We start from the raw sequence: 15,491 nt of genomic DNA, 5'->3' as shown, positions 1-15,491 counted from the left end.
AAACGCTTTCAATTCTTAACTCTCATACCATTAAACACTGACAGAGTGTCTGAAATAGTTTGTTACTATGTATTCATCGTTAGCAGACAAGGCGATAGGGCCACAAGGCCAATATAAATAAATAACTTGTTTGTCCAAATTTCTTTCAAGGAGCTAATAATGAAAACTCTACAAAAAACAATACTTGCACTAGCAACTGGTTCTTTACTTTCTGTAGGTGCACAAGCTGCTGTTAACTATGGCAACGGCTACACAGGTCAGCCATATGTTGCTGCTAAAGTTGGTCAGTTCGATCTAGATGTTGATGGTGCTGATGACCCAACTGCATACGGTGTAACTGCTGGTTATAACTTTGATCCTAACTTCGGTATCGAAGCAGAATACGTAGGTTCAGATGATGCTGATTATAGAGGTGGCGACATCGATGCTAAGACATACGGCGCTTATGGTACTTACCGTTATGCATTCCCAAACAGCGGCTTATACGCAAAAGGTAAGCTAGGTGTTGCAAAAACTGAAGTAGAAGCTAACAACACTAACTTTGCTGGTGCTTCTGACTTCTCAGACGACGACACTAACATCGCTGGTGGTGTGGGTCTTGGTTACGCAGTAAACTCTGACTTCAGTGTCGAAGCTGAATACGACATGCTAGGTAGCGACGCTGATCTTATGACTGTTGGCGCACAGCTAAAATTCTAATGACTTAGAAAATAAGCTTTTAGCTAAATAGCTATAATAAAGAAACGATCACTTTAAGTGGTCGTTTTTTTTGCTTAAAATTATATAAAACATATGTTTACTTTATCAAACAGTTTGGTATGATACTGACACTGCTATCTAGTGAAAAATAGTTCAGTAAGATCTGATAACTAGAAAGTTGTTTTTCTACTAAACATAAAGTTGAGAAAATCTATGAAAAATCTACAAAAGGCTTTAATCGCAGTAATCGCTAGTTCAGTAATGACGATGAGCGCACAAGCAGCAATCTCTTATGGTGCTGGTCAGTCTTACGTTGGTGCGAAAGTAGGCCAGTACAACCCAGATGTAGATGCAGTTGACCTTGATGATGCAGTATCATATGGAGTTTATGGGGGATACAAGTTTGCTCCAGAGATAGGTATTGAAGCTGAATATTTGACAACTAGCGATGAAGAAGTTTTCAATGATGCATTCGAAAAGCTAGAATACAGCGCTGATGTATACGGTTTATATGCAACTTATGATTATGCATTTCCAAATACTACACTTTATGCAAAAGGTCGTTTAGGAATAGCAAAGAATGAATTAGATTTAGAATATACTGACAAAGAAGATTCTGAGTTTAGTGCAGATGATAGCTACTCAGAAACAGGTATAGCTGGTGGCTTGGGTTTAGGCTATAACTTCACTCCTATGGTCTCTACCGAAATCATGTACAACTATTATCCTTCTATAGATGTAGAAGGCGATGATTTTGATGCAAGCGGCATTACTCTAGGTGCCCATTTTAAATTCTAGTATAGAGTTAGAGTTAGTCAATAGAACGATCACTTTAAGTGGTCGTTTTTTTTTGCTTAAAATTTATGATGAGGCCTTTAAGTTAGTAATATATAAGTACCTAACCAATAACATATCATTACCGTTAAAGCGTTGTTATCCTTAAAAATGTGCTACATTAAAAACTGGAATGATAAAGATAGGAATGGTGGCAAGGATGGAGATACTTTGGATGATTGAACCTTGGCATTGGTTAGTATTAGGCTTCTTATTACTAATAGTCGAGATGTTTGTACCGACGTTTGCCAGTCTGTGGTTTGGTGCCGCTGCCATCATCGTAGCAGCGCTATCATGGCTGCTACCTATTTCTGTTTCTATTCAGATTATCGTCTGGTTAGTGCTCTCTGCTGTGTTTTTGCTAGCTTGGTTTAAGTTTATCAAACCGTTGTCAGTAGATCGTACAAAAGCTGGGCTGGGTGGTAGTGTCATAGTTGGTGAGGTTGGCATGATTATCGTGTCACCGCAGCTAGATAAAGCTGGCACGGTTAGATTTAGTGTTCCTATCGTTGGTGCGGCTGAATGGATGTGCCGTACGAGAGGGGAGCAGGTGGCAATCGGCGATAGGGTAGTAGTGACTGATATCGTTGGTAACGAGCTGATTGTGAGCAGTACAAAAGCGCAGGCAGCGATGCATAAAAGTATGCAGATATAATAATAAGGGATGAGTTATGGAAAGCTTTAGTATTGTCATGGTGGTATTGATTGCACTGGTGGTATTCACCGTGTTTAAAGGCGTACGTATTGTACCGCAAGGTTATAAATGGGTAGTGCAGAGACTGGGTAAGTACAGCCAAACGCTAGAGCCTGGACTCAACCTCATCATCCCTTATGTAGATGATGTGGCTTATAAGGTAACGACTAAGGACATCGTACTCGATATTCCGTCACAAGAAGTCATTACTCGTGACAACGTCGTTATCATTGCAAACGCTGTCGCTTATATTAATATCGTGCGTCCTGACAAGGCGGTCTACGGTATCGAAGATTATGAGTACGGTATTCGTAATCTGGTACAAACGTCATTGCGTTCGATCATTGGTGAGATGGATCTTGATAGTGCATTGTCTAGTCGCGACGAGATCAAAACCAAGCTAAAACATGCCATTTCAGAAGATATCGCGGATTGGGGTATTACTCTTAAGACAGTAGAGATTCAAGATATTAATCCTTCGCAGACCATGCAAGCATCCATGGAAGAGCAGGCAGCGGCAGAGCGTTTACGCCGTGCGACTGTAACCCGTGCTGATGGTCAAAAACAAGCTGCTATCCTAGAAGCGGATGGTCGCTTGGAAGCGTCACGCCGTGATGCTGAAGCGCAAGTGGTACTAGCCAGAGGTTCTGAAGAGTCGATTCGTTTGATTACCAGTGCGATGGGCGAGGAAGAGATGCCGATTGTATACTTGCTGGGTGAGCAATATATCAAAGCGATACGAGAGTTGGCCGAATCTGACAACTCTAAAATGGTGGTACTACCAGCAGATATCTTAAGTACCGTAAAAGGTATGGTCGGTGATAAATTAAAAGTGTAAGAAATCATAGCGCTATTAGAAAAAGACCTCGTTTGAGGTCTTTTTTATGTTTAATAATTGACGAATGACTCGCTAACTTAGATAACTTTCGAAAAGCGGTTTTGGTGTTTCTTGTCCAAGTATTCATCAAATACCATAGCGACATTACGGCCAAGCAAGCGACCTCTGGGTAAGACGCGAATACCTGCTGCATCCATATCAATCAGTCTGTCGTCTTGCATAGCGCCCAACTGCTGAATCTCATTAATAAAATAGGTGATGGCATCGATACCAAATTTTTGATTCACATCTTTAAAATCGAGATAGTCATGACATAGTAGGTTCATGATGACATATTCACGCAAGCGGTCTTTAATAGAAGTTTTTATATACTTGACCGCGGGCATGACAGTTGGATTGATTTTCGCCATATCAATCTTGGCTTGATAGCTCTGTAGATCAGTATCGTTTTGCAAAATATAGCGCGTATTGGCATTAGAAATCTGACTGATTGATGAGACACCAAAGCCTAATAAGTCACAATCACCCATGATGGTGTAACCCTGAAAGTTACGATGTAATTTGCCTTCACGCTGGGCGATAGCCAATTCATCATCAGGTTTGGCAAAATGATCGATACCGATATATTGATAGCCAGCTTCGGTCAACGTGTTAACAGTACTGCCGAGCATCGTCAGTTTGGCAGCTGGGCTAGGCAAGTCTTCATCTTTTATCTGACGTTGGGCTTTAAATCGCTCAGGCAAATGCGCATAGTTAAAGACTGACAGGCGGTCTGGTGACATCTCGATGATACGATTTACGGTTTTGTCCAACGTATCAGGCGTTTGATGCGGCAAACCATAAATCAAATCAATATTAATAGAGCGAAAACCAAGCTCACGTGCTTCTGTTAGCACGCTTTCAATAAGCTCTGCTGAGTGCACACGATTAACGGCGATTTGCACCGTTTCATCCAAGTCCTGCACGCCTAAGCTAACACGGTTGAAACCGAGATTACGCAGTATCTTTAGAGTGTTTTCACTCAGCTCACGAGGGTCAATCTCAATAGAGTAGTCACCTTCATCTTCTGGCAAAAACTTAAACTGAGTCTGTAAAAACTCCCATAATTGCACCATCTCTTCGTCACGCAAAAACGTTGGCGTACCACCACCCAAATGTAGCTGTTTGACCAATGGTTTGTCGCTGCCTTCTGGCGTAGATAACAGGCGGCGCTTATGCGTAATTTCAGCGATTAAATACTGCAAGTAATCACCAGAATCGCTATTTTTTTTGGTAATAATCTTATTACAAGCACAGTAGTAGCAAAGGTGGCGACAAAACGGAATATGAAAATATAAGGATAAGGGAGCACGCGCTTCACGGTTTTGCAGGATTTTCGTCTCAAGACCAATAGCTTCAAAGCTGTTTGTTTCAAGGTTATCTGGTATTGGCGCGAACTCTAGAGCAGTCGGATAAGAGGTATAACGTGGCCCTGAGCGATTGTACTTATTGATGATTGCCTCATCAAATGCTGGTAGCTGCTTGCTAGTAATACTGCCACGTGTACTGGCATAAGGGTTGTCAGGTTGCATAACAGGGCGCACAGTCGTGGGCGGCTCGTCCGCACGGTTGTAGGGCTGCTGAGCGTTCTGTTCTGAATAGTCTGTCATGCGATATTCCTCGTTTTTGCTTTAGATACTGCTGGTTTTTATATTATCAATGACTTCAGATTTGGTATTTATTTTTCAATTTTATGACTGATCGATAATAAGATTTGAATACGTCATCGGCAGCAGTATGTATCGCTAAATGTATAATAGATAGTATAACAAATCCTTGTTAGCAGTGGGGTGGTCGGAGAGTATTCTTAAATATTAAAATAGAGCTATCATTTACACATAAAAAACCTCAGAACGACGCTGAGGTTGTGGTGATTCTCTCTACACCAGCAATAAAACACGACGTTTGCGCGTTGATAAATAATACTTTATTATCAATGACACTCTGTATTAGGAAGATGCTGATGTCGTTTGCCCAAGTCTATACCCGTTCGGTGGTTGGTCTGCATGCACCTAAGGTCATCATTGAAGTGCATCTATCGCAAGGACTGCCTGCCTTGACCATCGTTGGGCTACCTGAGGCCGCCGTGCGTGAGAGTAAAGACAGGGTACGCTCCGCCATTCTCAATTCAGGTTTCCAGTTTCCTAACCGCCGCCTCACGATTAATTTAGCCCCTGCTGATCTACCTAAAGATGGCGCGCGTTTAGACTTACCAATTGCTATCGGTATACTGGCAGCAAGCGGACAGCTTGAGCCAGAGGTGCTATCAGGATTTGAGTTTATTGGCGAATTAGCGCTCAATGGCCAGTTGCGACAAGTAACTGGTAGTTTGGCAGTCGCCCGGGCGATTAAAGCTGAAAAATTAGCAATAGCATTGCCTCAGGTAGCAGCGAGTGAACAAGGGCAAAACAATCCAGATAGCTCGCCGCCGACAACACCGCAACTGATCGTGCCGATTGATAATGGTCGTGAGGCCAGCCGTGTTGATGGCGTAAAGATATTAGCTGCTCAGAGTCTAAAAGCAGTTTGCGACCATCTGCAGTCGCTCGTTGACCAAAGTGCAAGCTATGAGAGTTTAGCAGTAGTACAGCCTAGTCCTGTACAGCAGCATGTTGGCTATCAAGTGGATTTAGCTGATGTCAAAGGACAGCACCATGCTCGGCGCGCGTTAGAGATTGCCGCTGCGGGCGGTCATTCATTGTTATTTACAGGGCCACCAGGTTCTGGCAAAACGCTTATGGCATCACGATTGCCAACGATATTGCCAGACTTGAGTGATGAGGATGCGCTAGAAGTGGCCAGTACCTATTCGGTGGCAGACAGCGATTACAACTATGGGACGCGGCCATTCAGACAAGTACATCATACGATATCGGCAGTAGCACTAGTCGGTGGTGGTTCACGGCCAAAACCAGGTGAAATTACGCTAGCTAATAAAGGCGTGTTGTTTTTAGATGAATTACCGGAGTTTGATCGGAGTGTGCTGGAAGTATTACGTCAGCCGCTAGAAGCCAAACAAATTACCATTAGCCGCGCTAATTCTCAGATGACCTTTCCGGCGAATTTTCAACTGGTCGCTGCGATGAATCCTTGCCCATGTGGCTATGACGGCGATACATCAGGACGTTGTCGCTGTCGACCCGAGCAGATCAAACGCTATCAAGACAAATTATCTGGGCCTCTCTTAGACCGTATTGACTTACATATTACCGTACCTGCGTTACCGATTGCTGATTTGCAAAATAGTCAGGTAGGTGAAACCTCCAAGCAAGTACGGGATCGCGTAGTGGTCGCGCATCAGCATCAAATGCAGCGCCAGAAAAAGGTGAATAATGAGCTTAGCCCTAGCGAAATCGATGAATATATCCAGCTAGGCGACAATGAAAAGCAGTTATTGCAACTTGCTCAGCAGCGCTTGAATCTGTCCGCGCGTGGCTACCACCGAGTATTACGGGTGGCGCGTACAATCGCGGATTTGGCTAATAGTACGGATATCAACAGCGCCCACGTATCTGAGGCGCTGAGCTATCGCAGTAAAGCGTAATCTCTGTTTGAGCAAGTTACACTATGATGATTTGATAGGTTCTTTATAGACTAAACTCTATCTTTCATAATCCAAGTAACCAAGTCAGCAAAGTGATCAAATGCCTCAGTCGGATTTAATTCGCGAATATCTTGCCCATAGTTGTAGCCATAAGACAGGCCGAGCGTGTCCATATTGGCGTTCTGTCCAGCCAACATATCGTTTCTAGAGTCTCCAATCATAACTGCTTGCTCGACACTGATATTGAGAGTCTCACAGACATGCAGTAGGGGCGTTGGGTCTGGTTTTTTGACAGGTAAACTGTCACCACCCATCACTTCACTAAACAAATCTTGCCAGCCAAACGACTGTAATATCTTCGGTACAAATCGAATGGGCTTGTTGGTAACTAAAGCAAGCGTATAGCCAGCTGCGTGCAGTTTTTTGAGTCCGTCATCGACATCTGGATAGGCAACGGTTTTGCTACCACTAAGGTTTTGATAAGCTTCAAAAAATATTTGCTCTGCATGATCGGCTTCCTCAACCGTTAGCTCACCCTCTGCTACTTCCACTTTACCAACCAACGCGCGCTCTACGAGCAGTCGTGAACCATTTCCTATCCAATTGCGTATCGTCTCGATAGGGTAGGTATCTTTGCCCAATGTGGTTAGCATGGCGTTGGTTGCGTCGGCCAAATCAGGTACGCTATCAATGAGTGTTCCATCAAAATCAAAAATTAAAAGCTGCTTATTCATTGTTCCTCACTATTAAAAATCGTTATATTTATTATATTGGCCCTACCTTAGCACAGTAGTATTTCGAGACCAGTCAATTTAGTTACCTGTTTTGCTGAATGTCTTGAGTATTAGCAACTATTCGACATCTTTATAGCGTTCACGATGCTCTTTTTTCATTCTTAAATAATCTTCGTTCTCACGGCATTCATCCCATTTAACTTTAAAGATTCGTGCAGATTCTGCTTTGCCTGGGTCTTCCTCTTGTCGTGGCAACTCTTCGCGGCCATGAGCGCCGCTTTGACCTTTTTTATCATCAGGTACTGCGCCTTTATATTTTTTACCACTTTTATGATTGGCATAGCGACGAGCACGGGTATAGCCCATTTGGATAAACTTACGCGCCATATCTGCACCGACGAAGTCATCGTCAGCCAAGTAATCTAAAAACATCTGATAGATGGCTTCACTACTCTCGCGGGCGATATCGGGAGTCGCAAAGCGCCAATGGGGTAAAATCTCAGACTTATAAGGCTCTACCAGTAATACACCTTGCTCACCGCGACCGACACGGTACAACTCAGGCTGAGCGCGCAAATCCAAACTCTTATAATCTAAGTCGTAATCAAACTCTCTCATAGCTATGACCTATTATTTTTATCTATTCGTATATGGTTATTGAGTATACTTAGCCAAGCTGTTTAGAAAAAAGCACAAAAATGTTATGCAACCGTGACAGTAGGTATTTAGCATCAGAAGCGATGAGTGAAAATGGTTATGGTAAAGTCAACTGTGAGACGTATGAAGGCTGCAAATATGATAAATGCAATGCCACGAGAGATACTATGTTGAGAAATAAAATAAGTATAAATGAGCTGAGCCGTTTGCGATTACCCGAAAATATACTGATGGCATGGCTATTGCTAACGATAAGCGTACTAGCAAATACGACTGCCCATAGCGCATGGTTTGAACGTTTGATTCCGCAAGGGGAGACGTATACGGTACGCGAGATAGATCGCGATTTGGCATTCGTGATAGATGGCTTTATCTATGATGCGCGTACGTCTTGTTTTTTGGCAGTGGGCGACCGAGTGATATTCTTTGAGGGGCGTCACGGTATTGATTACCGCGCAACTATATACGACTTGGATTCGCGTGAGCGCTGTAATTTACTATTACGTGGTCGGTTGTACAAATAGTGGTCTGCTCTACGAATAAGAGCGATGCACGAATAGAATGAACGCTAAAGAGTATGGTAAATTTTAAACATAAAAAAAGCCCCGAACATCGCTGTTCAGGGCTTTTTAGAATTCTATTAACGAATGGTGGCTCGAGGCAGGATCGAACTGCCGACACACGGATTTTCAATCCGTTGCTCTACCTACTGAGCTATCGAGCCGTCTTCGTTGAGGTCGCTATTAAACTAAATATACGCGCTTCTGTCAAGCTGTTTTTGCATTATATCTGATAAAAGACGATAAATAATTAGATATTGGCAAAATTAACCGTTTTAGCGCTCGGTTTAGTCTTTTACACGTAATAGTTCGTACTCGCTCATGATACGGTGAATATCAGCATCAGCGGGAACAAACTCACGTACGCCTTTTCTAACTTCGCAATCATAGACCAGTTTAATAAACTTGGCATCGATAGCACGTTTACGATTCTCTGGATGCACAGTGAGATATTGCAGGCGCTTAGCATTGGTCTGCCCGTCATCAAAGCAGGCGACAGCGGCGATAGGCTTATCATTGAACATCCCGACATAAAGGTACTGTCCACGTTTAAACCCTTGCTCAACGATATTTAATACCTCGAGACCGTCAGGCTGTGCATCATCACTATCGTACAACGCTTGCAAGCGCTCTGCTAGCTCATTGTCACGAGCAGGTTTTTTGATAAGTGGCGCATCCAAACTATTAATGGCGATCGCTTCTAAAGGCATAGCAGTTCCTATAAATAGAGGGTTTCTATAGTATAAATTAGCAGTATGAGACAGCACGATGTTATAGCGTGTAGTGCCGTAAGTAAGGGTCTTCAGAGTCAGCGCAAGTCATGATTGATAATACTGAACACACTATTTTAGCAGAATGAGGTGATTTTGTGCGTGGTTTACCGCTTGGTCGTGGCAGTAAATGTTAGGGTTTGCTATGATGAGGCTATATAATATTTAGTATGTATAAACCCTAATATGTTGATATCTTTTGTATATATCATTTTCTAATATAGTTTTTGCTAAGGTCTGACCCAGACACTAGTAAAATATTTTGGGCAGGTTTTTGCCTTATTTATTGACCGCTTTTCACTGATAAAAAACTGATAGAGAGTAGCCATGACAGCCAATGCAACGACGACTGCTGCCACACCTGAGCAAACTGAGTCAAAAAACGTAAATCTATATGGTCGCCCTGAACGTATCGCGACCGTTGAACGTATCACTGCCGAAACGCAAATCACTTGTACCGTTAATTTAGATGGTACAGGTAAAGGTGTGGTAGACACTGGTGTGCCATTTTTGGATCATATGATTGATCAAATTAAGCGTCACGGTTTGTTTGACTTAGATATCAAATGTACCGGTGATACATTTATTGATGACCATCATAGCGTCGAAGACACTGGCATTACCCTTGGCCAAGCATTTAACAAAGCATTGGGTGACAAAAAAGGCATTCGTCGTTATGGGCACTTTTATGCGCCGCTAGATGAGTCATTGACCCGTGCTGTCGTCGATCTGTCAGGGCGTCCTGGTTTGCATATGGACATTCCTTTTACACGTTCGCACGTCGGCCGTTTTGATGTGGATTTATTCAGTGAGTTCTTTTACGGATTCGTCAATCATTCATGGATGACTGTGCACTTAGATAATCTAAAAGGCAAAAATAGCCATCATCAGATTGAATCAACCTTTAAAGCCTTCGCTCGTGCGTTACGTATGGCTTGTGAATATGATGAGCGTGCGTTGAATACCCTGCCATCGACCAAAGAAGCTTTCTAAGGCGCATTTAAGGCTCTTCTACGGTGTCAGTCAAGCTTGGCGTACTAATTGTACAGCCTGCGCTTGACTTCCTTGTAGCAAAACCTTATCTACACCTTAGTAATAGCCAACAATATAAATGGTCAATAATATAAATAGTACAGTAGTCAAAATATTTAAAAATGAGAACCAATCGATGACTAAAGTAGCACTACTAGATTATGGTATGGGCAACCTGCATTCTGCTAGCAAAGCCCTATCGGTAGTCGGGGCAGAAGTCTCTATCACCAATGATCCAAAAGTCGTCGCTGCGGCTGATAAAATCGTTTTCCCTGGTGTAGGTGCGATGCGTGATTGTATCGCTGGCATGCACGAGGCGGGCATTGATGAAGTGATACGCCATGCAGTGTTTAACAAGCCCGTTATGGCCATCTGTGTGGGCATGCAGGCATTGTTTGAGCAGTCAGCTGAAAATGGTGGCACGGACTGCTTGGGCATCTTAAACGGCACTGTAGAAGCGTTTGACCCTACGTGGAAAGACAAGCAGGGTGCGACAATAAAAGTACCGCATATGGGTTGGAATACCATTAGCGGTATGGATTTTGACCATCCGCTCTGGCACGGTATTGAAGACAATGCGCACTTTTACTTTGTGCATAGTTACTACTGTGAACCTGCTGATAGCTCGCAAGTGGCGGCGGTATGTGACTATGGTCAACCGTTTTGTGCCAGTGTGATCCAAGACAATCTATTCGCCACCCAATTTCATCCAGAAAAGAGCCATACTGCTGGCTTGCAACTGCTCAAGAACTTTGTAGAGTGGAATGTGTAAGTAGGTGATAAACGTGAAGTGAATATTTAATTTAGTAGAAGGTAGATTATCAATTGTATAATCTGCCTTTTTTATGCTCAGCCATCACTTTGTAGCTACTATTCTTTAGATATTATAGTTTAGCCATCATGGTTTAGTGATACGCTCAGTTATTTTCTACTCGCTTATACTTGGAATATCTCAGTGGATTTTACTGCCTTTAAAATGAATGTTGTGGAAACAACTGGCCTTGCCAAAGATGCCTTACATATCTATGTCGGTGTCGGTGTTTATCTGCTGTGTCTGGTTGCGCTGCGTCCTATTATAAAAAGCCAAGGTATTCGGTCATTTATCGCTTTGATCGTCGTGACTTGTATTGCGCTGTTGGGTGAGTATTTAGACAATCGAGATACGATTGAATCGCTTGGTTTGGCAGGCTTGAGCCGTGATCAAATACTCGCAAGTATTCGTGATTTGATTAATACCTGTATGCTGCCGTATGTGCTCTTTGCGCTGAATAAGTGGACGACTATATTTCGACCAACCAATAAATCGACTTCACTAACCAAACGCCATAAAAAAACGGACTATTAATTAGTCCGTTTTTTCGTTTTGCTATTTGAATTTATAATTCTAGTAGCTCATCTTATTTTTTGGCTTCATCATACAGCTCACGTACGATTTCACCAATGGCTTTGATACCATCAGTCAGTGTCTGCTCATCCGCGGCGATACTCATGCGGATACACTCGTGCGCATGCTGATAATCGCTAACATCGACACCAGGGAAGAAGTACTCACTTGGCACAATAAGCGTGCCTTTTTCTTTTAGACGCTCGTATAGATCCAGCGTGCTAATCGGCAAGTCTTTAAACCATAACCACAAGAATATCGCGCCTTCAGGCTTATGAATGACCAGAGGATAGTCACCCAAGGCTTCTTTTAATAGCTTCACCGCGAGGGTTGCCTGCTTTTGATAAAACGGCTTGATGTCGTTATCTGACAATTGCTTAATACGGTCATTTTCGACCAATGGCGTGGCAATCGCTGCACCAAAGCGTGTTGGTGCTAGATTGACCACGGCATTCATCGCGCTAACTGCTTCGATTACTTTGGCATCGGCCACGATGATACCGGTACGCATACCAGGCAGACCAATCTTCGATAGGCTAAAGCACAGAATCGTATTGTTATCCCACGTCAAATGCGCGTCTGAATAGATGATATTCGGGAAGGGCATACCGTAGGCATTATCGATGATAAGGGGTATGTCATAACGTTTGGCAATCTCGGCCAAATGCGCCATTTCGTCATCTGTCAGCACGTTGCCAGTCGGGTTGGTCGGGCGTGAACAGCAAATTGCACCGATACGACCTTCCTTTAGCGCTGGCAAGTTTTCTAACGCGTCAAAATCCACACGATATTTAAAGAAGCCTTCTTCGCCATCATGCGTCACTTCATCGATATGCGGTAATACGGCGGTGAAATGCTGACCTTCCACATGCACATCGCTATAGCCGATATACTCAGGGGTCAATGGCAGTAGAATAGACTTGTCGATAGACTCGCTATTCTCATCAGCGAACGCACCGCCAAATAGATTAAACAGATAGAAAAACGCATTCTGTGAGCCATTGGTCAGAGCGATATTTTCTGAAGTGAGGTTCCAATCATAATGACGGTTAAAGAAGCCAACTAAGGCGTCGATAAAGGCGGCATCACCTTGCGGATTAGAGTAGTTCGCCATGCTGATAATCGCGCTACTATTGGGCACGCCAGCGTCGTTATCCGTGCCAAGCGCCTTATAGGTCTCCAAAAACAACTCATTGACGGCATCAATTTTGGCAGGGTTACCACCGCCCAGCATGTTGACTGGCTGATCGCTTTTTAGCGCGTCGCCCAAATCGTCCATCAATTGTGAGATGCCAGTGGGCTGGGTAAATTTTTGACCGAACTTTGAGAATTTCATAAGGCTACCATGCTGTTTGGGAGGGTGTTATAAGTTGGTATTTAACCGATAAAGTTGGGCTAGTATAGCAAATGAAGGCTATAAAATAAGCAAAGTGCGGTGCTGATATTGGTTTAAATGTATAGGTAGCGAATACACAAAGAAAACGCTCGCTAAATGAATAGAGGACGTTTTGGTTCTCAGGCGATGTAAGCACCATAGTCCATCAAGCTACCGCTTCAATCAGGGCTAAAAAATCTCGTAATGGCAAAGTTCACTACGATAATAAAAATATTAAACCGAATTCAGGTAATATTTATAAGCGTTTCGGTAGAGCTAATATTTCGTTTATATAGATAGTTTGTATTGCTATTAATTTACTCTATACTTTCATAAAATAATGAACATAGGTAAATACTTAATGTCTAACAATAAAAAATCAGCAACTCTTTATTTTGATGAATCAGGATTTACAGGTAATGACTTACTTAGCCCTAATCAAACGGTATTCAGCTACGCATCTGTAGAAAGTAGCCAAGAAGAGTCTGAAAATTTTGCTAAATATCTTCTAAATAAATACCATGTACAAAATGGTGAAATTAAGAGTTCAAAATTACTTAGAGGAACTAAAGGTAAAAAATTGGTTGATGAGGTCTTAGAGCGTTATGAGGGACGGTTCAAAGTAATGGTATGTCATAAAAAATTTGCCTTATCAGCTAAATTTTTTGAATACATTTTTGAGCCAGCTTTATCACGATCGAATTCTTTATTCTATGGTGTCAATTTTCATATGTTTATTAGCAATATGCTATATTTGGAATTGTTTCTAAAACACCAAAATGCTGAAGACATCTTTTCAGATTTCGCACAGCTTATGAGAGAGGGTGAGCTTGAAGAATTAAAAGTGTTATTTAAAGGGTCTAGTAAAGATGAACCTATCTTCTTAAAGCAAATTACAGAATTTGCAATATTAAATAAGGAAGCTGTAATATCAGAGTTATCTAGCTTAGAAGGGACAATGACAGGAAAGTGGATATTGGACCTAACAAATACTTCACTTTTTAGCCTACTAGGTGAATGGGGAGAGGAATATGAAGAATTAATAGCATATTGTGATAAATCTAAGCCATTAGATGATGACCAAGATATATTTAACGCAATGGTAGGAAGAAAAGATAAAGTTCATGTGAACTACGAAGATTTTAAAGCACCAATCACTTTCAACTTAAAAGAGCCCCTAAATCTAGTAGATTCTAAAGAGTATTATGGTATTCAAATAGCTGATGCTATAGCAGGTGCATTTGCTTATGCCTTTGATGAAAGTAGGGAAGAAGATAAGTATAAATTGAAATGGCAGAAAATGGGTGAAACACATCTTTCAAAAACTAACTTGTTTCCCAATATTTCCTACTTAGACATGTCTAGTCCGGAGGTTCAGTTAAATACAATATTATTAAGAGAACTTGTCGATAGAAGTCGAAAAGGTGTAAGTCTTACAGAAAATATGGGTTTATTTATCCATTTTATCAAATCCCAGTTGGAAGAAAGCCCTATGAAAATTATTTAATAGGGCAGGTTATGTTTATTAGAAAAGTTATGACTGATCCAGTTTTCTATTGTCTAAAATGTGCGTGATCTCAAGTTAAACAAACTATGCTACTGTCACTATATCCCACTCTTATCAAAAATTTAGACCCTTTTCTCTTAATAATAGAACGGAGTGACAGAATTTATTTGCAAGGATAGAAGTTTTTTCAGAATATTCAATCCAATATTTTGTATCTTCAGGTGTTGACCCCCTAAACGAATCATTGAGGTTTATATAGTCGTAGCCATGTGGTAAACCACCAGATTGAGCTCCAAAGTAATTTAGAAATTCTTTAGCGTTATTAACTATAACTAGGCGAAGTTGTTCAAGACTTTGATCGTGGAAGCGTAAAGATGGATCAAACTCTCTTTGTTCAATTATATTGAATGGTGTGATTATCTCTCTTTTCACAAACGACCCGAAAGGTTCATTTTGTATAGCGTTAATTAAATCATAAGGCAATATTTTTTCTAGCTCGGATAAAACATTTAAATCATTTTGGCTATAGCTAGCTGATGAATTGAGCTGTAATAGATCATAACTACGTAAACCTAATGCTTTTTTGTACTCTATCAAATCTTTTCTCGACACTTTACCGCTATGCGCTAACGTATGATGTGATGGACATAGAACGATTAGGTTCTCAGGATTATTATTCTCTCTATTTTCATCAATATGATGTATTTCATAGGCTTCAAAACCACAGCGGTTAAAAGAACAGCGGTGTCCAGCTTCAACTAAAACCTTTCTTTTAACGTCTGCTGGAATACTCGGTCTAGACTCATTATATTTTTTTACCATTT

General features: G+C 41.8%; 16 protein-coding genes and 1 tRNA gene. 10 read left to right on the top strand and 7 right to left on the bottom strand.

Features of this window, described 5'->3' with window-relative positions; all coding sequences use genetic code 11:
- Positions 1 to 159 precede the first annotated feature (159 nt).
- From JMX96_RS05790 to JMX96_RS05775, 4 genes are all read left to right on the top strand, one after another.
- A complete protein-coding gene (locus tag JMX96_RS05790; RefSeq protein ID WP_201547565.1) occupies positions 160 to 699 on the top strand; it encodes a porin family protein in 540 nt (179 codons plus the stop codon).
- A 213-nt stretch (positions 700 to 912) separates the two neighbouring features.
- The gene (locus tag JMX96_RS05785; protein WP_201568077.1) at positions 913 to 1,497 is read left to right on the top strand and encodes a porin family protein; all 585 of its coding nucleotides are present in this window, start codon (positions 913 to 915) and stop codon (positions 1,495 to 1,497) included.
- Between the two features lie 211 nt (positions 1,498 to 1,708).
- Entirely contained in the window at positions 1,709 to 2,188 is a 480-nt protein-coding gene (locus tag JMX96_RS05780) for an NfeD family protein (RefSeq protein ID WP_227676950.1), read from the top strand.
- A gap of 16 nt (positions 2,189 to 2,204) precedes the next feature.
- Entirely contained in the window at positions 2,205 to 3,065 is an 861-nt protein-coding gene (locus JMX96_RS05775; RefSeq protein WP_057762202.1) for an SPFH domain-containing protein, read from the top strand.
- Positions 3,066 to 3,142: 77 nt separating this feature from the next.
- Here the strand turns inward: JMX96_RS05775 and hemN are convergent, their stop codons facing one another.
- Positions 3,143 to 4,636: an oxygen-independent coproporphyrinogen III oxidase gene (gene hemN, locus JMX96_RS05770; RefSeq protein ID WP_413786737.1), complete on the bottom strand. Its 1,494-nt coding sequence runs from the start codon at positions 4,634 to 4,636 to the stop codon at positions 3,143 to 3,145.
- Positions 4,637 to 5,067: 431 nt separating this feature from the next.
- On the opposite strand from hemN, the gene JMX96_RS05765 reads away from it, so the two are divergent.
- On the top strand, positions 5,068 to 6,648 hold the full coding sequence (locus tag JMX96_RS05765; RefSeq protein ID WP_201568074.1) for a YifB family Mg chelatase-like AAA ATPase: 1,581 nt from the start codon (positions 5,068 to 5,070) through the stop codon (positions 6,646 to 6,648).
- Positions 6,649 to 6,698: 50 nt separating this feature from the next.
- On the opposite strand, the gene JMX96_RS05760 is transcribed toward JMX96_RS05765, so the two are convergent.
- Positions 6,699 to 7,382 (bottom strand): phosphoglycolate phosphatase, encoded by a 684-nt coding sequence (locus tag JMX96_RS05760; protein ID WP_201568073.1) that lies wholly within the window; start codon positions 7,380 to 7,382, stop codon positions 6,699 to 6,701.
- Between the two features lie 117 nt (positions 7,383 to 7,499).
- A complete protein-coding gene (locus JMX96_RS05755; RefSeq protein ID WP_201568072.1) occupies positions 7,500 to 8,000 on the bottom strand; it encodes a DUF4385 domain-containing protein in 501 nt (166 codons plus the stop codon).
- A gap of 206 nt (positions 8,001 to 8,206) precedes the next feature.
- On the opposite strand from JMX96_RS05755, the gene JMX96_RS05750 reads away from it, so the two are divergent.
- Positions 8,207 to 8,563 carry a hypothetical protein gene (locus tag JMX96_RS05750; RefSeq protein WP_201568071.1) on the top strand — a complete coding sequence of 119 codons (357 nt, stop codon included), beginning with the start codon at positions 8,207 to 8,209 and terminating at the stop codon, positions 8,561 to 8,563.
- A gap of 124 nt (positions 8,564 to 8,687) precedes the next feature.
- On the opposite strand, the gene JMX96_RS05745 is transcribed toward JMX96_RS05750, so the two are convergent.
- Together JMX96_RS05745 and JMX96_RS05740 are read right to left on the bottom strand one after the other, a co-directional pair.
- Positions 8,688 to 8,763 (bottom strand) — tRNA-Phe (locus JMX96_RS05745).
- A 123-nt stretch (positions 8,764 to 8,886) separates the two neighbouring features.
- Positions 8,887 to 9,309 (bottom strand): hypothetical protein, encoded by a 423-nt coding sequence (locus JMX96_RS05740; RefSeq protein WP_102091078.1) that lies wholly within the window; start codon positions 9,307 to 9,309, stop codon positions 8,887 to 8,889.
- A gap of 387 nt (positions 9,310 to 9,696) precedes the next feature.
- On the opposite strand from JMX96_RS05740, the gene hisB reads away from it, so the two are divergent.
- The 3 genes from hisB to JMX96_RS05725 all read left to right on the top strand — a co-directional run bounded on the left by hisB (position 9,697) and on the right by JMX96_RS05725 (position 11,746).
- The gene (gene hisB, locus JMX96_RS05735; RefSeq protein ID WP_057762189.1) at positions 9,697 to 10,362 is read left to right on the top strand and encodes an imidazoleglycerol-phosphate dehydratase HisB; all 666 of its coding nucleotides are present in this window, start codon (positions 9,697 to 9,699) and stop codon (positions 10,360 to 10,362) included.
- 175 nt (positions 10,363 to 10,537) lie between these two features.
- Positions 10,538 to 11,173, top strand: a complete 636-nt coding sequence (gene hisH / locus JMX96_RS05730; RefSeq protein WP_057762687.1) for an imidazole glycerol phosphate synthase subunit HisH — start codon at positions 10,538 to 10,540, stop codon at positions 11,171 to 11,173.
- Positions 11,174 to 11,377: 204 nt separating this feature from the next.
- Positions 11,378 to 11,746, top strand: coding sequence for a hypothetical protein (locus tag JMX96_RS05725; protein WP_224738026.1), 369 nt, complete (start codon positions 11,378 to 11,380; stop codon positions 11,744 to 11,746).
- A gap of 52 nt (positions 11,747 to 11,798) precedes the next feature.
- On the opposite strand, the gene JMX96_RS05720 is transcribed toward JMX96_RS05725, so the two are convergent.
- Positions 11,799 to 13,121, bottom strand: coding sequence for a valine--pyruvate transaminase (locus JMX96_RS05720; RefSeq protein ID WP_201568070.1), 1,323 nt, complete (start codon positions 13,119 to 13,121; stop codon positions 11,799 to 11,801).
- 400 nt (positions 13,122 to 13,521) lie between these two features.
- Between JMX96_RS05720 and JMX96_RS05715 the strand changes: the two genes are divergently transcribed.
- Positions 13,522 to 14,667 (top strand): DUF3800 domain-containing protein, encoded by a 1,146-nt coding sequence (locus tag JMX96_RS05715; RefSeq protein WP_201568069.1) that lies wholly within the window; start codon positions 13,522 to 13,524, stop codon positions 14,665 to 14,667.
- Positions 14,668 to 14,781: 114 nt separating this feature from the next.
- On the opposite strand, the gene JMX96_RS05710 is transcribed toward JMX96_RS05715, so the two are convergent.
- Positions 14,782 to 15,489, bottom strand: coding sequence for an HNH endonuclease signature motif containing protein (locus JMX96_RS05710; protein WP_201568068.1), 708 nt, complete (start codon positions 15,487 to 15,489; stop codon positions 14,782 to 14,784).
- Positions 15,490 to 15,491 lie beyond the last annotated feature (2 nt).

The organism is Psychrobacter sp. JCM 18900, assembly GCF_904846625.1.
In the GTDB taxonomy this organism is placed as follows: domain Bacteria; phylum Pseudomonadota; class Gammaproteobacteria; order Pseudomonadales; family Moraxellaceae; genus Psychrobacter.
The sequence above is the reverse complement of the archived record's forward strand: the minus strand, read 5'-3'. Positions and strand labels throughout refer to the sequence as shown.